The organism is Mucilaginibacter puniceus (assembly GCF_054783175.1).
In genome coordinates this window covers 322,343-342,339 of sequence record NZ_BAAGRB010000002.1, presented here as the reverse complement: position 1 = coordinate 342,339, position 19,997 = coordinate 322,343, and the positions used below count along the sequence as shown (strand labels likewise).

At 40.1% G+C, this 19,997-nt stretch carries 17 protein-coding genes; 6 read left to right on the top strand and 11 right to left on the bottom strand.

Features of this window, described 5'->3' with window-relative positions; genetic code table 11:
- The first annotated feature begins 14 nt into the window (after window positions 1-14).
- Window positions 15-1,139, top strand: coding sequence for a redoxin domain-containing protein (locus tag ACYVJ6_RS08425; RefSeq protein ID WP_460693611.1), 1,125 nt, complete (start codon window positions 15-17; stop codon window positions 1,137-1,139).
- A 93-nt stretch (window positions 1,140-1,232) separates the two neighbouring features.
- Window positions 1,233-1,922, top strand: a complete 690-nt coding sequence (locus ACYVJ6_RS08420) for a response regulator transcription factor (protein ID WP_460693610.1) — start codon at window positions 1,233-1,235, stop codon at window positions 1,920-1,922.
- An 86-nt stretch (window positions 1,923-2,008) separates the two neighbouring features.
- Here ACYVJ6_RS08420 and ACYVJ6_RS08415 read toward each other — a convergent pair whose 3' ends face one another.
- Window positions 2,009-2,488 (bottom strand): hypothetical protein, encoded by a 480-nt coding sequence (locus tag ACYVJ6_RS08415; RefSeq protein ID WP_460693609.1) that lies wholly within the window; start codon window positions 2,486-2,488, stop codon window positions 2,009-2,011.
- A gap of 230 nt (window positions 2,489-2,718) precedes the next feature.
- Between ACYVJ6_RS08415 and ACYVJ6_RS08410 the strand changes: the two genes are divergently transcribed.
- Window positions 2,719-3,438, top strand: a complete 720-nt coding sequence (locus ACYVJ6_RS08410) for an RluA family pseudouridine synthase (protein WP_460693608.1) — start codon at window positions 2,719-2,721, stop codon at window positions 3,436-3,438.
- 70 nt (window positions 3,439-3,508) lie between these two features.
- On the opposite strand, the gene ACYVJ6_RS08405 is transcribed toward ACYVJ6_RS08410, so the two are convergent.
- From ACYVJ6_RS08405 to ACYVJ6_RS08375, 7 genes are all read right to left on the bottom strand, one after another.
- The gene (locus ACYVJ6_RS08405) at window positions 3,509-3,913 is read right to left on the bottom strand and encodes a hypothetical protein (protein ID WP_460693607.1); all 405 of its coding nucleotides are present in this window, start codon (window positions 3,911-3,913) and stop codon (window positions 3,509-3,511) included.
- Between the two features lie 83 nt (window positions 3,914-3,996).
- Window positions 3,997-6,336, bottom strand: coding sequence for a type I DNA topoisomerase (gene topA / locus ACYVJ6_RS08400; RefSeq protein WP_460693606.1), 2,340 nt, complete (start codon window positions 6,334-6,336; stop codon window positions 3,997-3,999).
- 155 nt (window positions 6,337-6,491) lie between these two features.
- Window positions 6,492-7,580 (bottom strand): tRNA 2-thiouridine(34) synthase MnmA, encoded by a 1,089-nt coding sequence (mnmA, locus tag ACYVJ6_RS08395; RefSeq protein ID WP_460693605.1) that lies wholly within the window; start codon window positions 7,578-7,580, stop codon window positions 6,492-6,494.
- Between the two features lie 161 nt (window positions 7,581-7,741).
- On the bottom strand, window positions 7,742-9,109 hold the full coding sequence (locus tag ACYVJ6_RS08390; RefSeq protein ID WP_460693604.1) for an NAD-dependent succinate-semialdehyde dehydrogenase: 1,368 nt from the start codon (window positions 9,107-9,109) through the stop codon (window positions 7,742-7,744).
- A 50-nt stretch (window positions 9,110-9,159) separates the two neighbouring features.
- The gene (locus ACYVJ6_RS08385) at window positions 9,160-10,404 is read right to left on the bottom strand and encodes a glutamate-5-semialdehyde dehydrogenase (protein WP_460693603.1); all 1,245 of its coding nucleotides are present in this window, start codon (window positions 10,402-10,404) and stop codon (window positions 9,160-9,162) included.
- A 5-nt stretch (window positions 10,405-10,409) separates the two neighbouring features.
- Window positions 10,410-11,501, bottom strand: coding sequence for a glutamate 5-kinase (gene proB, locus ACYVJ6_RS08380; protein ID WP_460693602.1), 1,092 nt, complete (start codon window positions 11,499-11,501; stop codon window positions 10,410-10,412).
- A gap of 133 nt (window positions 11,502-11,634) precedes the next feature.
- Window positions 11,635-12,264 (bottom strand): 2'-5' RNA ligase family protein, encoded by a 630-nt coding sequence (locus ACYVJ6_RS08375; RefSeq protein ID WP_460693601.1) that lies wholly within the window; start codon window positions 12,262-12,264, stop codon window positions 11,635-11,637.
- Window positions 12,265-12,337: 73 nt separating this feature from the next.
- Here ACYVJ6_RS08375 and dinB point away from each other — a divergent pair, with 73 nt between their 5' ends.
- On the top strand, window positions 12,338-13,522 hold the full coding sequence (gene dinB / locus ACYVJ6_RS08370; RefSeq protein WP_460693600.1) for a DNA polymerase IV: 1,185 nt from the start codon (window positions 12,338-12,340) through the stop codon (window positions 13,520-13,522).
- Here the strand turns inward: dinB and ACYVJ6_RS08365 are convergent.
- The 3 genes from ACYVJ6_RS08365 to htpG form a co-directional block, all read right to left on the bottom strand.
- Window positions 13,519-13,797, bottom strand: a complete 279-nt coding sequence (locus ACYVJ6_RS08365; RefSeq protein ID WP_460693599.1) for a hypothetical protein — start codon at window positions 13,795-13,797, stop codon at window positions 13,519-13,521. The genes dinB and ACYVJ6_RS08365 overlap by 4 nt on opposite strands.
- Window positions 13,798-13,854: 57 nt before the next feature.
- A complete protein-coding gene (locus ACYVJ6_RS08360; protein ID WP_460693598.1) occupies window positions 13,855-14,382 on the bottom strand; it encodes a DUF4251 domain-containing protein in 528 nt (175 codons plus the stop codon).
- 107 nt (window positions 14,383-14,489) lie between these two features.
- Complete coding sequence (htpG, locus tag ACYVJ6_RS08355) at window positions 14,490-16,373, bottom strand: molecular chaperone HtpG (protein ID WP_460693597.1); 1,884 nt, start codon at window positions 16,371-16,373, stop codon at window positions 14,490-14,492.
- 208 nt (window positions 16,374-16,581) lie between these two features.
- On the opposite strand from htpG, the gene trxB reads away from it, so the two are divergent.
- Together trxB and ACYVJ6_RS08345 are read left to right on the top strand one after the other, a co-directional pair.
- Window positions 16,582-17,538, top strand: coding sequence for a thioredoxin-disulfide reductase (trxB, locus tag ACYVJ6_RS08350; RefSeq protein WP_460693596.1), 957 nt, complete (start codon window positions 16,582-16,584; stop codon window positions 17,536-17,538).
- 150 nt (window positions 17,539-17,688) lie between these two features.
- Window positions 17,689-19,992 (top strand): family 20 glycosylhydrolase, encoded by a 2,304-nt coding sequence (locus ACYVJ6_RS08345; RefSeq protein WP_460693595.1) that lies wholly within the window; start codon window positions 17,689-17,691, stop codon window positions 19,990-19,992.
- Window positions 19,993-19,997: the final 5 nt, after the last annotated feature.

The following is a 19,997-nucleotide window of genomic DNA, read 5'->3' as shown; positions in this document are numbered from 1 at the left end:
AAACTAATTTAAAAATGAAAAATCGTTTTGCCGCTTGCGTATTTATAGCCCTGTCTTTTTTACTGTTTGCCTGTAAGGATAGCGGAAATTTCACTATTTCGGGTACAATTAAAAATCCGGCTGCTATAAAAAATATTTATTTGCTGGCTGCAGATAGTGCAAGCATAAATGTAGTTGATTCGGCCACATTAAATAATGGCAAATTTGAATTTAAGCACAAGGCACCTTATGCTAACTTATATAAGTTGCGTATCGGAGGAACTATATTTGACTTTATTGCCAAAAACGGCGAAAATATAGATTTTACCACAGATTTGAGCGATAACAAGCATGTTTATACCATATCAGGTTCTGAAGAATCTGAAAAGATACAGGAGTTTAATAAAATAAGTAACGTATTTAGTGAGCAATATACGCAGGTAAGTAACGAATATATGGCAAGGGCAGAAGCCATAGGCCAGGAGTCAGACTCGTTAATGAATACTTTTCAGCCCCGTGTTCATAAAATTGCTGAAGATAATAATCGTGCTATTTTAAAATTTGCTAACGAAAATAAAAATTCATTGGCTGCATTTTATGCCATGGCATCAATTGATCCACCCCAAGATTATGAGTTGGAGCTGATCAAGTATGCTGAAGATATTAAAGATAAATTTACAGATAACCCGGGTGTAACGCGTTTTAAAAATCAAATGGCCTATATGAAGCCTGTTACCGTTGGCCAAAAAGCACCTGATTTTATTATAGCAGGTATCGATGGCAAGCCGGTAAAACTGGCCGACTATAAAGGAAAATATGTAATGCTTGATTTTTGGGCATCATGGTGTGCTCCTTGCCGTGCAGAGAATCCTAACATCGTGAGATTGTATTCGACTTACCATCCCAAGGGATTAAATATTATAGGTGTTTCTTTAGATACGGATAAACCCAGCTGGCAAAAAGCGGTTAATGATGATAAATTAACGTGGACGCATGGTTCAAACCTGATGAGATTTGAAGGTCCTACAGAGTTAGATTACCGCATTGAAGCTATACCATCAAATTTTATACTTGATCCAGAAGGAGTTATAATCGCAAAAAATATTACAGGTACTAAACTTGAAGATTTTTTAAAGAAAACATTTAGCAATCCTCAATAAATAGTTAAAATAAGGTGACTATTAACAATTTGTTAATATAAACTTAACCATTTACTTCTTTTAATCGGCTACTTTTATGCAAAATTAAAAGCGATGAGCAGCACAGTTAAACAAAAAATACTAATTGTTGACGATGAGCCGGATATTTTGGAGCTGATTGAGTACAATCTGAAAAAAGAAGGCTACCAGGTATTTTTAGCACGTAACGGGCAAGAGGCAGTAACCGAAGCCAAAAGATCATTACCTGATCTGATAGTATTAGATATAATGATGCCCAAGATGGATGGAATAGAAGCTTGCCGTATTATGCGCACCATGCCCGAGTTTAAAAATACTTTTATGGTATTTTTAACCGCCCGCAGCGAAGAATATTCAGAAATTGCAGGATTTAATGTAGGTGCCGATGATTATATAGCAAAACCAATTAAACCTCGCGCATTGGTTAGCCGCATAAACGCTATACTACGCAGAAATGCACCAACCGAAGACTTTACTGATAACAAACTGGAAATAGGTGATTTGGTAATTGACCGCGAAGCCTATTTGGTTTATAAAGCAGGTGTTAAAGTAGTATTAGCCAAAAAAGAATTTGAATTATTGTATCTGCTGGCATCAAAACCGGGCAAAGTATATACCCGCGAGGTTATACTAAAAAATATTTGGGAAGATTCGGTAGTAGTTACCAACCGTACCATCGACGTACACGTACGCAAGCTCCGCGAAAAGCTGGGCGACGATTGTGTGTCAACCGTAAAAGGGGTAGGCTACAAGTTTGAAGCATAAACAAAAGAGGCGGTAATTATTACCGCCTCTTTTGTTTTATGTGATTAATGACCGTAATGCCGAAACAAGTTCGGTACAAAGGTGATTTATTTAGCAGCCGCTGTCGCTTTTTTCTTAACAGTAGTAGCTGCTTTAGTAGTTTTAGCTGCAACCGTTTTTTTAGCACTTGCTACTTCTTTTTTAGCGTTGGCTGTAACGGCTTTTGCCTTGGTGGTTGCCTTAGCTTTAATATTAGCCACTTCCTTTTTAGCTTTGGTAGCGGTGTCTTTCGCTTTTGCAGTTACGGCCTTAGCTTTATCCTCTGCTTTAGCTTTTACATCAGCGGCAGCAATCTTAGCTTTTGCTATAGTAGTTGTTGCCTTTGCAGGGTCAGATTTTTTAGCAGCAACAGCTTTTTTTACCGGTGCTGATTTTTTTAGCGCTTTAATTTTTTCTTCTACAACATCTTTAATGTCTTCTGTGATGTCTTCGGTAGTATCTTTTGTGCCATCCCAAAATTCTTCGATGGTTTCTTTAACCTTTTCAAAAAATCCTTTTTCGTTAGGTTGGGTTGATTTAGTTGCCATATAATTGTTTTTATAGTTAGATATGTTTTTCAAATACAATAACCGTTCCAATTGAAAATTTGTTTGGTAATGCTTAATCTAACACTCCTTGTCATTTCGAACCTAGTGAGAAATCTATACATCGAATTGTAGCAGGTGTATAGATTTCTCCTCGTACCTCGTCGAAATGACAATGAGGAAATCATCACACTAAAATTAAAACTGTATTTTTGCCGACTATTAGCGCATACATGAAAATTCCAAAATTTACCGACCTTATATTATTTGAAGACGATGACATCATCGTAGTGAACAAACCTGCCTTTATAAGTACGCTGGACGAACGTGAGGGTGGTGAGATCAATATGTTAAGGCTGGCTAAAAATTATGCCGATGATGCACAGATATGCCATCGACTGGATAAAGAAACATCGGGCGCCTTAATCATTGCTAAAAACCCCGAGGCTTATCGTTCTGTATCCATGCAATTTGAAAAGCGACAGGTAAAGAAAGTTTACCATGCAGTTATTGAAGGAACACATACGTTTGATAACCTGTTTATTGATCTGCCTATACTAAATGTGGGCAAAGGCAATGTAACCATAAGCCGACAGGAAGGTAAACGTGCCGAAACCTGGTTCCAGTCATTAAAATACTTTAAACATTATACCTTGGTTGAGTGTCGCCCGGTAACCGGCCGCATGCACCAAATACGCATTCATTTAGCCACTCAGCGGGCCTCAATTGCCGGAGATGAGATGTACAAGGGTAAACCGGTTTTCCTGTCGGATATCAAGCGAAAATACCATTTAGGCAAAGATCAGGAAGAGCTGCCTATCATGAAACGCTTTGCCCTACATGCTTATGAGGTTACTTTTAAAGTAATGGATGGAAAAGATGTAACCATACACGCCCCATATCCTAAGGATTTTGAAACGCTTTTGAAGTTGTTGGATAAGTTTGATAGTTAGGAAATAGTTCATGGATCATAGTTCATAGCAAATTGATAGTTACCATGAACCATCAACTATGAACCATATACTACTTAATCATCACCCCCGGCTTATTCAACACAGGTAACTTTATAAAATTAGCATCCACAATACTTTCGGGCAGGAAGATGAATTTTTTATCGAATATTTGCGTGCCGATGTAATAGCTTAACCAATATTCATTATTCAGCCCAAAGGTTTCTTCGGCTATAGGTTCAATAATTTTAAAGGCACCCGGTTCAACTATTGGGAACATGTGGCGCAGGGTAGAGGTTTTTACCTGTTCGCCATCCTTCTCTCCATAACCTTTTGAAGTGATCAATACGTTCTCAATCGGTTCTTTTTTTAGGTTGATCAGGTAAACGTACCAGGTCTTTTGCTCCGCGTTCTCTTTCTCTAAAGCAACCGCAATAGCAATATCCTGTACAATATTTTCGGGGAGATCTTTGATCATTATTGGTTGATTAAGTTTATTGGGTTGATTAGGTGAATAGTTAAAATTTAACAACCATTTACTTAATCAACCTAATCAACAACTCACTTTTTCTTAACAAACTTCTTTCCGCCTTTTTTAGGTGCTTTAGCATCCGCATCGGCAAGGGCTTTACACTCAGCAAATGTTAACGTTAACGGGTCTTTATCCTTAGGAATTTTGACGTTTTGCTTGCCAAATTCAATATATGGGCCCCATCTACCATTTAATACTTTAACGGTTGGGTCCTCATCAAAGGCTTTAATTAGCTTTTCCGCATCTTTTTTGCGTTTGGCTTCTATCAGTTCAATCGCCTGCTCTTCGGTAACATCAAGTGGATCTATCTCTTTAGGTAACGATACAAACGCGCTGTTATGGCTAATGTAAGGGCCAAAACGGCCTATTGCTACTTTCATAGCTTTGCCTTCATATTCGCCCACAACTTTCGGTAGCTTAAATAGTTCCAGCGCTTCCTCTAAAGTAATGGTTTCAATACTTTGTCCGGTGCGTAGGCTGGCGTATAATGGTTTATAATCTTTGTTATCATCACTGGCATTTTCGCCCACCTGTACAAACGGGCCGTAGCGGCCAATGCGTACCGATACCTTTTCGCCTTTTTCCGGGTGCATGCCTAAATCACGCTCACCGGTAGCTTTGGTAGCGGTTTCAATGGTGCTTTCAACATTTTCATGAAAAGGCTTATAAAAATCATGGAGCATTTTTGTCCACTCCTGTAAACCTTGTGCTATTTCGTCAAACTGCTTCTCCACAGTAGCGGTAAAGTGGAAATCAACAATTCCATTGAAATGTTGCACCAAAAAGTCGTTTACTACCGAGCCAATGTCCGTAGGGAAAAGCTTATTACGCTCGGCACCTGTATTTTCGGTTCTTTCTTCTTTAGTAACACTATCGCCCTTTAAAGTTAAAACACGAAACTTACGTTGCTTGCCTTCGCGCTCTTCTTTTACCACATAACCGCGGTTTTGTATGGTAGATATGGTAGGGGCGTAGGTTGATGGTCGCCCAATACCTAACTCCTCTAATTTCTTAACTAAACTGGCCTCGGTATATCTTGATGGCGGACGGGAAAAACGCTCAGTAGCCAGCATTTCCTGCAACTCCAATAATTGGTCTTTAGTTAAAGGCGGCAGCATGGCGTTTTCGCTATCTTGTATGTTATCATCCTCATCGTCTTCCGATTCTAGGTAAACTTTCAGGAAACCATCAAACTTCATTACCTCACCGTTGGCTACCAATTCCTCTTTACGGGTTGAAATGCTGATCTTTGCGGTAGTTTTTTCAAACTGCGCTTCACTCATTTGCGAAGCTATGGCGCGCTTCCATATAAGTTCATACAAACGTTTGTCGCCTGCATCGCCGTCAATGGTGTGCTTATCGAAGTAGGTAGGGCGTATAGCCTCGTGAGCCTCTTGCGCACCCGCACTTTTAGTTTTATATTTTCTTTGCAGATGGTATTTATCGCCGTAGGCAGATATGATCTCCTTTGCTGCAGCATCTAAAGCCGTGTCAGATAAATTAACCGAATCGGTACGCATATAAGTAATATGTCCTAATTCGTATAGCTTTTGCGCTACCGACATGGTACGTGAAACCGAGTAACCCAACTTACGGCTGGCTTCTTGCTGTAGGGTGGAAGTCGTAAACGGCGCCGCAGGCGAGCGTTTAGCCGGTTTGGTTTCTAACGAACGAACGTTAAAAGCCGCGTCAATACAATCTTTCAGAAACTTCTCTGCATCTTCCTGTTGGGTGAAACGCTCGGGAAGTTCAGCTTTAAATGTTTGCTTGCCTTTGCCGAAGATGGCAGTTATTTTAAATGCCGCTTCCGATTTAAATTTATTGATCTCGCGTTCGCGATCAACTATCAACCTCACGGCTACCGACTGTACACGGCCTGCTGAAAGTGAAGGTTTAACCTTTTTCCATAATACCGGCGAAAGTTCAAAACCCACTAATCTATCTAATACACGGCGCGCTTGTTGGGCGTTAACCAAATTGTAATCTATCTTCCGCGGATTTTCTATAGCCTTCATGATAGCTGGCTTGGTGATCTCATGGAAGACTATGCGGCGGGTGTTTTCTTCTTTTAAATTAAGCGTATCAAACAAATGCCATGATATAGCTTCTCCCTCGCGGTCCTCATCGGATGCTAACCATACTACGTCTGCTTCTTTAGCTAATTTCTTTAACTCGCTTACTACCTGTTTTTTATCTGCAGGAACTTCATATTTTTGTTCAAAATTATGGGCTATATCAATAGCATCTTCAGATTTAACCAGGTCGCGGATGTGGCCGTAGCTTGACTTAACGGTAAAGTCTTTTCCCAGGTATCCCTCAATGGTTTTGGCTTTCGCCGGAGATTCAACTATTAATAAATTTTTAGCCATTTAAACAGTATTTTTCTGCAAATAAAACATAAAGTAAGCGAAACGCAAACTTTTAGGATGGGTTTAATTTGTTGATTGGGTTTAAAAGATGAGCGATTTTAGTTATATCCGGGGCACTATTCACTTAATCAACTTAGGCAACTGCTCACCAAAGATTACATCAAAAATCCGCCGCCTAGTAAGTCATTACCCTCATAAAAAACGGCAGATTGTCCCGGTGCTATACCCGATACATTGTGATGAAAGTCAACCTTCATATGTTCGCCCATTTGTACTATGGAACTTTGCATACCGGCATCTTTATAGCGTATTTTGGTAATGGCTTCTAAAGGCTCAGTAATGGTTTCGTACTTAACCAAGTTAAGGTTTCGTACCCAGGCTTGCTTGCGTTCCAGTTCTTCAACAGTGCCTAATACAACGGTATTGGTATCAGGCAATATCTGGGTTACAAACATAGGGTGTCCAAAAGCAACTCCCAATCCTTTACGTTGGCCAATGGTATAAAAAGGATAGCCCTGATGTTTGCCTACTATAGTGCCGTCTGTTAAAACAAAATTGCCACCGGCAACACGTTCTTCCAAATCGCCAACTTTGTGCCTTAAAAACGCTCTATAGTCGTTATCCGGCACAAAACATATCTCGTAGCTTTCGCTTTTTCCGGCTAATTCAATCTCGCCCATTTCCATGGCCATTTGCCTAATCTCTGGTTTGCTAAAACTCCCTAACGGAAATTTGGTACGCGCCAAATTTTGTTGCGATACACCCCAAAGCACATAAGATTGATCTTTATGCTCGTCTTTTCCTTTAGATATTACATAGCGTCCGCTGTCCTGTAAGCGGATATTGGCATAATGGCCGGTAGCAATAAATTCGCAATCCAGTTTATCAGCGCGTTTTAATAAAGCTTCCCATTTAATGTGGGTGTTACAAAGCACACATGGGTTAGGGGTGCGGCCAGCAAGGTATTCGTCAACAAAGTTGTCTATTACAAAATCGCCAAACTCGCTGCGGATATCCAGAATGTAGTGGGGGAAGCCATAGCCAACTGCCAGGGCGCGCGCATCGTTAATGCTATCTAAACTGCAGCATCCGGTTTCTTTTGAACTTCCGCCTGATGAGGCGTAATCCCAGGTTTTCATGGTGAGGCCAATAACTTCATAGCCCTGCTCATGCAGCATAACTGCTGCAACCGAACTATCAACTCCGCCACTCATGGCCACTAAGATCCTGCCGTGCTTGCTCATATATATTTTGCAAAGATACTTTTTTGATTTTTATGCGGATGATTTGTTGGTCAGAGGAGGGTAATAAAGTCATTATGAATTTGATAATGATACTTTACTTTAAAGAAATTAATATTAATTATCAATAACTTATGTATGTTATCTAAACAGATAATATAATTTTAAGCGATGTAAACTGTTTTGATATTTACAAACTCATGAATGCCAAACACCCCCAATTCTCGCCCATAACCAGATTCTTTTATCCCTCCAAAAGGCAACCTTGGGTCTGATTTTACCAGCGAGTTTACAAAGCATGACCCCGCCTCTAATTGGGTAGCAGCAATTATTTCACCGCGTTTTTTGTCTTTGGTAAATACCGCTCCACCCAATCCAAATACAGAATCATTGGCAATTCGGATAGCATCATCTTCATCTTTGGCGGATATGATGGCAGCTACCGGGCCAAATAATTCTTCATCATAAACAGGCATTCCTTTTTTTACGTTGGTGAGGATAGTTGCAGGGTAAAAAGCACTATTGCCGGTAGGTATTTCTCCCCCTAAAATACATTTTGCGCCTTTAGCTATAGATTGTTTAACTTGCTCATGCAGTTCATCCCGCAAATCAACCCTTGCCTGCGGACCGATATGGGTGCTTGCGTCTAACGGGTCGCCCATTATCCGTTGCTGCATTTGCTCTAAAAACAACCGGGTAAATTCTTTTTCGACAGCTTTAACCACAATAAAGCGCTTAGCTGCTATACAGCTTTGCCCGCCGTTAATTAAACGGCTGGTCACACATATCTCGGCGGCTTTGGCCAGGTCAGCATCTTCTAAAATGATATAGGCATCGCTGCCACCTAATTCTAAAACAGTCTTCTTCAATTCAGCACCGGCTTTTTCCGCTACTTTTTTGCCGGCATTGGTACTTCCGGTTAGGGTTACGGCTTTGACGTACTTGTTCTCGATTACTTTATTTACTTCGGTGTTACTTATTAATAAGGTTGTAAATACATTTTTAGGGAAACCTGCCTGCTCAACCAATTCCTGTATAGCCAATGCACAACCCGGTACATTTGAGGCGTGTTTCAGTATCCCGCAATTACCCGCAGCCAAAGCAGGCGCCAAAAAACGAAATACCTGCCAGAAAGGAAAATTCCACGGCATAACGGCCAGCACCACACCAATAGGTTGAAAGGTTACATAGCTTTTGGATGCTTCGGTTTTAATAACATGGTCTTTTAAATGCGATGGTGCATTTGCCGCGTAATATTCACATGCCGAAGCGCATTTTTCAATCTCAGCAACTCCCTGGGCCAAGGGCTTTCCCATTTCTAAAGCCATCAGCTTAGCTAACTCATCCTTACGTTGCAGTAGTTTTTTGCCCAAATTGATCAATAGCTTACGGCGTTCTTCAAAAGAAGTTTCCTTCCATTTTAACCAGGCAGCATGGGTTTGGACTATCTTCTTTTCAACCTGCTCAGCGGTATGCGCTTTATATTTCTTTAACTGTTTTCCGTTAGCGGGATTTATTGAAATAATATCCATATCAAAATTGGTTTTAGAAATAACAAGCGGCAATGAAAATGTTTGAATGATTAAGGACGAACTTGTCCGTTACCTTTTACCAACCACTTATAACTGGTAAGCTCCTGTAACCCCATAGGGCCGCGTGCATGCAACTTTTGTGTGCTGATGCCTATCTCGGCACCTAAACCAAATTGCGCGCCGTCTGTAAAAGCGGTAGAGGTATTAACATATACCGCCGCGGCATCCACACGATTTAAAAAGGTTTCCATATTATCCTTATTCTCGGTTATGATAGCTTCGCTATGTTTAGAGCTGTTGTTGGCGATATGCTCAAGCGCAGCTTCAAAGCTATCCACCGTTTTAATGGCCATCTTCATAGATAAAAACTCGGTACCAAAATGTTCAGGTCCGGCTTTATGCAATAGCTCAACAGGGTAATCACCTTTTAAAGCATCGAAAGCACGCTCATCTGCAAATATCTCTACGCCGGCTTCGCCTAATGGTTTGGCCAGATCTTTTAAATCACTTAAACGTGCGGCATGGATAAGCGCGCAATCCAATGCGTTACAAACGCTCACCCTGCGGGTCTTGGAGTTAAATATAATATTGGCGCCTTTTTTCAAATCGGCAGATTCATCAAAATAGGTATGTACAATGCCCGCGCCGGTTTCAATTACCGGTACCTTGCTATTTTTACGTACGCTGTCTATTAAACCCTGGCTTCCTCTCGGAATAATGACATCCACATAACCAACCGCCTGCATTAATGCTTCAGCAGCTTCACGCTCTTTTGGCAATAGGGTAGCTACATTTACATCAATGCCATGTTTGGCTAACACCTCATGTATAACACCAATAATAGCTTTGTTAGAAAAAGCCGCGTCGCTGCCGCCCTTAAGTATGCAGATATTACCAGTTTTAAAACATAGTGCAAATACATCGAAAGTAACATTTGGCCTGGCCTCGTATATCACGCCAACAACACCCAAAGGCACACTGATTTTTGATATCTCTAAACCATTAGGCATGGTTTTTTCTGATAGGATAGTACCTAACGGATTTTCCAACTTAGAAACATTAACAATATCCTTTGCAATATCCTGTATACGTACTGCGGTTAGTTTCAGCCTGTCGTAATTTGGATTAGCCGGATCCATACGGTCCAGGTCTTTTTGATTTTCTTGCAGTAAAATATCGGTATTAGCTAAAGCTGCCTGTGCAAGGTCTTCCAGCACCAAATTTATAGTATCGGCATCCAGGTTGGTTTTACGACCTGCTGCCTGTGCATTTTCAAAATATTTAACGTAATCCATTGTAATTAGTATTGTAAATAAAGGTAGTCATAATGTACCAGGGGCTTTTGATTCTTTTGGCCAATTCTTTCTTTGGCCTTATCCGCGCCGTACTCTGCTATGCCTAAACCTATCACTTTGTTATCTTCATCAACCAGTTTGATTATTTCGCCTTTGTTAAAATCGGCTATTACTTTTACTACCCCAATGGGCAGTACACTGGTAGCTTTGTTTGATAACAACGCGTTTTTTGCTCCTGCATTAACCATCACCACACCTGTAGCCGAGCCTTCTGAATGTGCTATCCACTTCTTTTTGCCTGATGCTTTTTTAGTAGGCACAAAACGGGTGTGGATGACTTTATTAGCCAAAACATCTGTTAATATGTTTTCTTTAGTACCGTTGGCGATATGCACAGCAATACCCAACTGTGCCGTTTTTTGCGCCATGTGCGATTTGGTGATCATACCACCACGCCCAAACTGCGAACGGCTGGTTTGTACGTAGGATGAAAAATCAATCGCGCCGCTTACTTCTTCAATAACCGCCGAGCCTGGTAATTTGGGGTCGCCATTGTAAATACCATCCACATTGCTTAAAATGATCAATGCCTGTGCATCCAGCATGGAGGCTATTAAACCTGCCAGTTCATCGTTATCGGTAAACATTAACTCGGTGATGGATACCACATCGTTCTCGTTAACGATAGGTAATACCTGATGCTGTAACAATGTTTTCAGGCAGTTTTTCATGTTGATGTAATGCACACGGTCAACCGAGTTACTATCCCTGAAATCTTCCTTGGTTACTAATACCTGCGAACACAGGATATTGAATTTTTCAAACAAATTGGCATAGGTGTTAATAAGTTTTACCTGACCGATAGAAGCCAGTAGCTGTCGTGTAGCCACCGCATCTGATTTTTCAGAAACGGTTATCAAACTCCTGCCTGATGCTACCGCACCCGATGATACCAGGATAACTTCAATACCCTGTTTTTTTATAGCGGCTATCTGCTCCACCAAATGTTCAATACGTTGCAGATCGGGCAAGCCGTTTTGCTGGGTAAAAACATTGGAGCCAATTTTTATAATTATACGCTGATAATTGAAAGCCATTATAGTAACAAGTGGTTTGAAGTTTCAATATTACTAAAATGATGGGTAAAGGAGGGTATTGCAAGTGAGAATTATTGAGATATGACATAAAATATACCCATACGATAATCTAATCCACCACAGGAAGTAGTGTCTAAAACAAACTTATCTGAACTCCTTGTCCTGTAGCAGACCTCAACGGCTTTACCAATGATGGTTTAGGTACCGCAATTTCCATAGGTTTACCTTTAAAAGGCAAGCGGGTAAATTCTTCCCATTTGGCAAAAGGGGCAAAGGTTTCTTTTTCCAGAACCAGTAGCTCGTTTACCGTAAAAGTTTCAGTCCATTTAATCGCTTTAAAATGCGGCCATAGTAAGTTAAAATCGTTTACCGGGATATTGCGGGCAATAGTGATATGGGGCACCATAAACTCCTTTATATTTAAATGCTTTTTTAGTGTTTTAAACCATTGGGTGATTTCGGGAGATGAGCATATTTTAGCGTAAATGGTTTTAAAATCCTCGCCGTGATTAAAATAATCAAAGCCATCAATAGTTAACGTAACAGGAGGGATAGCCGCCAGTTTAGTATTTAAGCCGAGGATAAGCGGGGTGGTTAAAAAACTTTTTTGCCGGTGCATTTTTTTGATGGAGATGTGCGCAATGGAATGCATGCTTTCATATTTGCCAATTATTTCGGCAGCACGTAGTTTATGGTCGCGTATTAATTCCTTTATATTATCAGAGGGTGAGAGTAATATCATGAAGTCGGCGTAATTTTTCATATCCAAACAATTAAGCAGGAAACAATAATACTAATATTTTTAGTATTTATAATAAATTTTACATATTTGTACTATGGAACTCAAACGTCATATAGTACATATTGACCTCGATTCTTTTTTTGTATCGGTTGAACGCAAGTTTAATCCCGACCTGATAGGCAAGCCTGTTTTAATTGGCGGATCGGCTGAAAGAGGTGTAGTTGCTTCGTGTAGCTATGAGGCGCGTAAGTACGGTATACATTCGGCTATGCCTATGCGACAAGCCATGAAGTTATGTCCGCATGCTATTGTGATACGCGGCAGTCATGGCCGATATTCGGAAGCATCGCACGATGTAACTAAGATCATCCATGACAGTGTACCTCTTTATCAAAAAACATCAATTGATGAGTTTTATATAGATCTTACCGGAATGGACAGGTACTATGATTGCTACCAAATAGCCTGCGACCTGCGCCAGCGGGTTATACACGAAACTGGTTTACCTATATCCTTTGGTATGGCATCCACCAAAACAGTAGCTAAAATGGCTACCAATCAAGCTAAACCTAATGGGCAACTGCTCATACCTCATGGTAAAGAAAAGGAGTTTATGGCGCCGCTATCTATCCGTAAAATACCTATGCTTGGCGAGAAAACCTGCCAAAAGCTTTATCAGTTTGGCATTGAAAAGATAGGCGATTTGCAAAAGGTAGATATTAGATTTTTAGAGACCATATTTGGCAAAGCAGGGCGATATATTTGGGAAAAGGCAAATGGCGTAGATGAGGGGGAGGTTGTTCCGCATGGCGACCGAAAATCAATATCAACAGAAAATACCTTCCATGTAGATGTATCTGACCACAAAACGTTGGAGACGGTTTTGGTATCTATGACAGAAGAATTAGCTGCTAAGTTGCGGAAAGAAAATAAAGTAGCAGGCTGCCTGGCTATCAAAGTTCGTTACGCCAATTTTGAAACCCATACCCAGCAGGAAAAAATAGCGCTTACTGCTGCCGAGCATATTTTGATACCAGGAGTAAAAAATCTGCTTAAAAAAGCCTGGAACCAACACCGGCCAATTAGGTTGATAGGAGTAAAATTAAGCAACCTTTGTACCGGCAGTTACCAGATCAACCTGTTTGAAGATAATGAAGAACGTATTAAATTATACCAGGCTATGGACAGTATCAACTTTAAGTTTGGCGATAAAACAGTTTGCCGTGCCGCTGGTATGGCTATTGGCACGCGTAACTTTAATCCGTTTTTGAAGGATTAGTTATCCAGATAAGCACGCACAAATTCGTCATTTTTAACGGTTACAATAATGTCATTAATGGCTGACCTTTTAGGTGAAATATCATCGTCCATATCATCCAAATACTGAATTAACTTATCTACATAGTCAACCGCATCCTGCTCATTATCAAACAATAATGAAACATTATTTATTTCTGCATCAATACCATTAATCGGTTTGGGTAGATTGTAATTTTCAAACTTGGCAAAAGTTAACTCAGATGATCCGTTTGATGGTATGGAGATGCGTAGCATATTAGTGGGGGTTTATTTAATAGTAAACGGATTATAGCTACGGATGTTTCATTAAAGCTACAACTTATCTGATTTTGGTATTTCCTGAATACGTCCATTAAAAGAAATAGCATCGCGGTTAAGATTATTGACTTGTAGAGTTGCATAACCGTCGCCTGAAATATTTAATATCATATTTCTAACACCCAATGGGTCATTCCCCCTGTTTTTATCTAAAGGAACAATAACAATCTCCCAGTTGCCATTTTTTTTAATAATAGATTTGTATGTAAACTTAGTTGAAGTGAAGTGTATTCCGTTATCAATAGAACCATAATTTGACATACTTGCCTGACCAAAATAGGGTAGGAATGTAGATATGGTGTCTTTGGTTACCTTCATATCGTAGTAACTGCTTGTTCCAAAACCACCACCACGTAATGGCATAATATAATTAGCCACAAAAACATAACGCTTCGACTCGACCAAATTTTTAATGTGGGCTTTTTCTGCAGCTTTTTTATCTGTCTTAGTAGTTTGCGCTTGTACTGACAAACACAACATACTTATTAAAATTGCCCCAATTATTTTTATGATGTTTTTCATGATGATTATTAATTATCAACGTATTATTATCAAATTTCGTGCTAATTATTGGAATAAAAAAAGCCGCCCGGGTTTAATCGGGCGGCTTTTTTTAGAGCAGGATTTGCTTATATCAAATTAACGCTGCGGTTAACAAACTCTGTTAACTCGGCACCGGTTAATAAACCTTGTGAAAGCAGGGCCAGATCAAATGCTTGTTTTGACAACTGTGCTTGTGTATCCTCATTTTCTTCCTGTAAAATGCGGGTTATCAGTTTATGGTTACCATTAACTACTACTTTATAGTTATCAGGCATGCTACCATAAAAGCCCATACCGCCACCCATAGCCGCCATATCTTTCATGCGGCGCATAAATTCGTCCATAGTAATGGTTACGGGTAGTTCATCAGGGCTAAGGCTTTCTAACTCTACTTTGTAAGCCGGTTTGTTGATGGCTTTGTCGAATATGCCTTTTACTTTAGTAGCTTGTTCTTCGGTTAACACATGCTCCGGCGCATCATCTTTTTTGATCAGTTTATCAGCCACGTCAGCATCAACACGCTTTAACGATGTTTTCTCCAACTTTTGTTCCAACTGGCTGATAAAGTGATTATCAATAGGCGAGTTCATCACCAACACATCGTAACTCTTTTTATTAGCCGATTGAATAAATGCATCCTGTTTGTCCGGATCGTTAGTGTATAGATAAATCAGTTGCCCGTCTTTATCAGTTTGTACAGAGGCTACTTTTTCTTTGTATTCGTCTAACGTAAAGTTCTCTTTAGCTGTGTTACTTACTAATACAAAGTCTTTAGCTTTTTCATAAAACTTCTCTTCGCTCACCATACCGTATTTTACAAACAGGCCAATGTCGGTCCATTTTTCTTCGTAGGCTTTACGGTCGGTTTTAAACAGCTCTGCCAGTTTATCAGCTACTTTTTTGGTGATATAGCTGTTTATCTTTTTAACGTTGCTGTCTGCCTGTAAAAAACTACGCGATACGTTCAACGGGATATCAGGTGAATCAATAACACCATGCAATAGCATCAAAAACTCAGGAACAATATCTTTCACCTCATCGGTAATAAATACCTGGCGAGAGAATAGTTTGATCTTGTTTTTTTGTATCTCGAAATCGTTTTTCAATTTAGGGAAGTAAAGCACCCCGGTTAAATTGAATGGATAGTCTACATTCAGGTGTATCCAAAATAAAGGATCTTCAGAGAATGGATACAATTGTTTGTAGAAAGCTAAATAGTCCTCATCTTTTAATTCAGACGGTGCTTTTGTCCAGATAGGGTTGGTATCATTAATAATATTATCAACCTCAACTGATTTATATTTTGGCTTGCCCTCTTCGTCAACGCCATCCTCAACAGAATCTGTAGTAGTGCCAAATTTGATTGGTACAGGCAAAAACTTGCAATATTTATCTAATATTTCCTGTAAACGGTGTTTGCTTAAAAACTCTTCCGATTCGGCGTTGATATGTAAAGTGATCTCGGTACCGCGTTCTGCCAAATTGCCTTCGCTAATTTCAAATTCGGTACTTCCGTCACATATCCAGTGGGCAGGGCTAGCGCCGTCCTGGTAACTTAAGGTTTCAATTTCTACCTTATCGGCAACCATAAATGCCGAGTAAAAGCCTAAACCAAAGCGGCCGATGATCTCGTTGGCATCTTTAGCTTCTTTAAACTTTTCCACAAACTCCGTAGCACCCGAAAATGCTATCTGGTTAATGTATTTTTTGATCTCTTCGGCAGTCATACCCAAACCATTGTCAGATATGGTAATGGTCTTCTTAGCTTCATCAAAAGCAACTTCTACACGCAGGTCGCCCAAATCGCCGTTATATTGGCCCAATGCAGCCAGGCGTTTTATTTTTTGGGTAGCATCCACCGCGTTTGATACCAGTTCACGTAAAAATATCTCGGTATCAGAGTATAAAAACTTCTTGATGATCGGGAAAATGTTTTCGGTGTGTATCGAAATGGTTCCTTTTTCTTGCATAATTTATTTAGCTAATAGTTTTTGAATTAATGTTATTATCCACACCCACTCATCAAGGGTTGTTCCAAAGTGTTTTATTTGTCAAATTGGCAGGATGCCAAAATGTTAATAGTCATAAATTTGTGCAAATCTAATGGCAATATAGTGACTAACAGCTATTGCCATACCCCATGATAAAAGCTATTTTTGTGCTTTATTTTTTATTCAAATGTCTGAAACTACCGAACACGTCAAATGCCTTATTATAGGCTCAGGTCCTGCAGGATATACTGCAGCTATATATGCCTCTCGCGCTGATTTAAAACCGGTTATGTACACTGGTATGTTAGCCGGTGGTCAGCTTACCCAAACTACCGATGTAGAGAATTTCCCGGGATATCCTAATGGCATAATGGGGCCCGAAATGATGGAAGACTTTCGTAAGCAAGCAGAGCGTTTGGGTACCGATATACGTTTTGGCTATGTGAGCTCGGTTGATTTTTCGAGCCTGCCGCATAAAGTAACAGTTGACGAAAGTAAAACCATACTGGCTGATACCGTTATCATATCAACAGGAGCGTCAGCTAAATGGCTGGGATTAGATTCTGAACAAAAATATAGCGGCTTTGGCGTATCTGCCTGCGCGGTTTGCGATGGTTTCTTTTTTAAGGGACAGGATGTAGCGATAGTAGGTGCAGGCGATACTGCTGCCGAAGAAGCTACTTACTTAGCTAAACTATGCCGTAAGGTATATATGATCGTTCGCCGTGATGAGTTCAGGGCATCAAAAGCAATGGTTCACCGTGTACTGAACACGCATAACATTGAGATATTATACAATACCGAAACTAAAGAGATATTAGGAGATGGCCAGAGTGTGAATGGGGTTTTGGTTACTAACAACCAAACTAACGAAGAACGCAAACTGGATGTAACCGGATTTTTTGTGGCTATAGGCCATAATCCTAATACCGAAATATTTAAAGGACAAATACATATGGACGAAACCGGCTATATCAAAACCAGGCCGGGATCAACCGAAACCAATATTGAAGGTGTATTTTGCTGTGGAGATGCGCAGGATCACATCTATCGCCAGGCGGTTACCGCTGCAGGCACAGGCTGTATGGCCGCTATTGATGCCGAGCGTTACCTTGCTGCTAAAGAACATGTAGTTACGGCTTAATTAGCCATACCGAAATTAAAAGGGTTGTAAGATTTGAAATTTTACAACCCTTTTTTCGTTTAAATAATTGCAACAATTACTTCACACAGTTTATTTTTTTATAAAATCTTTTAACTTCACCGTCTTTAATAAATACGGCTATTGATAATTATGTATAGAAGGCTTTTTTTACCCATACTTTTCTTTTTTTCTTTATCGATAACAGTAAATGCGCAGGATAATGATCCGTACATGGGTTTGATACCGGCGCCGGTATCGCTTAAAAAGTTATCAGGTAATTTTATTTTAAACCAACAAACTATATTGCTGGCTGATAGTGTTACCAATAAATCTGTAGTTTTTTTGGCTGATTATTTTCAGAAAAAAGTTGGTTTAAATATAAAGCCGCAAGCCTATACCGGGCAGGTGGTAAGTAATGGTATTATTATTACCTCTGCCGGTGCAGATGCTTTACCGGCAGAGGGTTACCGTTTATTGATCACACCGCAAAATATTACTATAGTAGGTAAGGGTGCGGGGATATTTTATGGGGTTCAAACGCTATTGCAATTATTCCCCTTAGAGCATACCGCGAGCGTGAGGCTGCCCGGGGCCGAAATTGAGGATTACCCGCGTTTTAAATACCGGGGATTACACCTTGATGTAGTACGCCACTTTTTTTCAGTTGATTTTGTTAAAAGATACATTGACTTAATGGCTACCTATAAACTGAATAACTTTCACTGGCATTTAAGTGACGATCAGGGCTGGCGCATCGAGATCAAAAAATATCCTAAGCTAACTTCCATAGCCAGTATCAGGCCCGAAACATTGATTGGCAACTATCACGACCGTACGCCGCAACAGTTTGATAACACTCCATACGGTGGTTATTACACGCAAGAACAGGCACGTGAGATAGTTAAATATGCGGCTGACCGATACATTAATGTCATACCGGAAATTGATCTGCCCGGGCACTCAAAAGCTGCTTTAACCGCTTATCCTGAGTATGGCTGTAATATTCCAAGTTCCTATAACGTATCCGGCACCTGGAGCGAGCGCCATGACGTTTTTTGCCCAAGCGAGGAAACTTTTAACTTTTTAAATGATGTGCTTACAGAGATCATTGATATTTTCCCGGGCAAATACATTCATATAGGGGGCGATGAGGTAGCTAAAGACGATTGGAAAAATTCTAAACTGGCTCAGCAGGTCATGAAAGCTAATAAACTGAAAGATGAGCAGGAGTTGCAAAGCTATTTTGTGAGACGTTTGGAGACATTTGTTAATTCAAAAGGACGTACAGCTATAGGTTGGGACGAAGTATTACAAGGCGGTATACCACCTAATGTCACGATCATGAGTTGGACGGGTGAAACTGGCGGTATTGCGGCCGCGCGCCAATCGCATGATGTAATCATGACGCCAAGCAACATGGGTTTGTATTTGGATCATGCTCAAGGTAAATTAGGAAACGAGCCGGTAGGAATAGGTAATTATAAGCCATTGAGTCTCATCTACGCTTATAACCCAACGCCGGCAGTACTCACACCCGAACAGCAGAAATACATCATAGGTGTACAAGCTAATTTATGGACGGAATACATCGCCACAGAAAAAAAAGTGGAGTATATGGTATTACCACGTATGTTGGCATTATCAGAAATAGCATGGACACCATTAGCCAATAAAAACTATCAGAACTTTACAGAAGTGCGTTTACCTAAAAATTTAGCCCGGTTGGATAAAAGCGGTTTTAACTATCGTGTACCCGAAGTTATTGGCGCTAAGGATACTATTATATTTGGTAACCAGCTAAGCGTGAATCTAAAAGCTCCGGTTAGTACCGCAACGGTTTATTATACCATTGACGGCTATGACCCTCGCGAAACAGATTTGGAGTACATCAAACCTATGACCTATAATGTACCGCCTGATCAATTTCGCGAACTAAAAGCTATAGCTATAACACCAACAGGTAAAAGGAGTGATATAACAAGTACGGTAGTTTATAATAAACAGCCATTTCCACCGGTTGCATACTCAGGCACGGCAACTGGTTTAAAATACCAGTTATTTACCGGCACATTTAATAGCACTACTCAGTTGAATACCTCAACAGTTGCAGATACTTTAATAGCCAAAAGCTTTAATGTTCAGCCGTTTCGTACAGGTAACAAACCTTTTGGTATTGTGTACAATGGCTATATCAATATTGAAGCGGATGGGGTATATGGATTTTCAACCCTATCTGACGATGGGTCGGTAATATTTATTGATGACCAGATAGTAGTTGATAATGACGGCAAACACGCTTTATTTGAAAAAGGTGGTGCAGTGCCATTGTTAAAAGGATTTCATAAGTTTACTTTAAAATATTTTAATGTGGGGATAACGGGATCGTTAAGGGTTTTTATGACTATCCCGGGTAAACCCAAAGGTGAATTATCGCCAGAAAGTATGAACAATTAACCAAC

Bases quoted from the DNA above. Each gene is read 5' to 3' on its own strand.
- ACYVJ6_RS08425 (WP_460693611.1), top strand. From the start codon at position 15: ATGAAAAATCGTTTTGCCGCTTGCGTATTTATAGCCCTGTCTTTTTTA.
- ACYVJ6_RS08420 (WP_460693610.1), top strand. From the start codon at position 1,233: ATGAGCAGCACAGTTAAACAAAAAATACTAATTGTTGACGATGAGCCG.
- ACYVJ6_RS08415 (WP_460693609.1), bottom strand. From the start codon at position 2,488: ATGGCAACTAAATCAACCCAACCTAACGAAAAAGGATTTTTTGAAAAG.
- ACYVJ6_RS08410 (WP_460693608.1), top strand. From the start codon at position 2,719: ATGAAAATTCCAAAATTTACCGACCTTATATTATTTGAAGACGATGAC.
- ACYVJ6_RS08405 (WP_460693607.1), bottom strand. From the start codon at position 3,913: ATGATCAAAGATCTCCCCGAAAATATTGTACAGGATATTGCTATTGCG.
- topA (WP_460693606.1), bottom strand. From the start codon at position 6,336: ATGGCTAAAAATTTATTAATAGTTGAATCTCCGGCGAAAGCCAAAACC.
- mnmA (WP_460693605.1), bottom strand. From the start codon at position 7,580: ATGAGCAAGCACGGCAGGATCTTAGTGGCCATGAGTGGCGGAGTTGAT.
- ACYVJ6_RS08390 (WP_460693604.1), bottom strand. From the start codon at position 9,109: ATGGATATTATTTCAATAAATCCCGCTAACGGAAAACAGTTAAAGAAA.
- ACYVJ6_RS08385 (WP_460693603.1), bottom strand. From the start codon at position 10,404: ATGGATTACGTTAAATATTTTGAAAATGCACAGGCAGCAGGTCGTAAA.
- proB (WP_460693602.1), bottom strand. From the start codon at position 11,501: ATGGCTTTCAATTATCAGCGTATAATTATAAAAATTGGCTCCAATGTT.
- ACYVJ6_RS08375 (WP_460693601.1), bottom strand. From the start codon at position 12,264: ATGAAAAATTACGCCGACTTCATGATATTACTCTCACCCTCTGATAAT.
- dinB (WP_460693600.1), top strand. From the start codon at position 12,338: ATGGAACTCAAACGTCATATAGTACATATTGACCTCGATTCTTTTTTT.
- ACYVJ6_RS08365 (WP_460693599.1), bottom strand. From the start codon at position 13,797: ATGCTACGCATCTCCATACCATCAAACGGATCATCTGAGTTAACTTTT.
- ACYVJ6_RS08360 (WP_460693598.1), bottom strand. From the start codon at position 14,382: ATGAAAAACATCATAAAAATAATTGGGGCAATTTTAATAAGTATGTTG.
- htpG (WP_460693597.1), bottom strand. From the start codon at position 16,373: ATGCAAGAAAAAGGAACCATTTCGATACACACCGAAAACATTTTCCCG.
- trxB (WP_460693596.1), top strand. From the start codon at position 16,582: ATGTCTGAAACTACCGAACACGTCAAATGCCTTATTATAGGCTCAGGT.
- ACYVJ6_RS08345 (WP_460693595.1), top strand. From the start codon at position 17,689: ATGTATAGAAGGCTTTTTTTACCCATACTTTTCTTTTTTTCTTTATCG.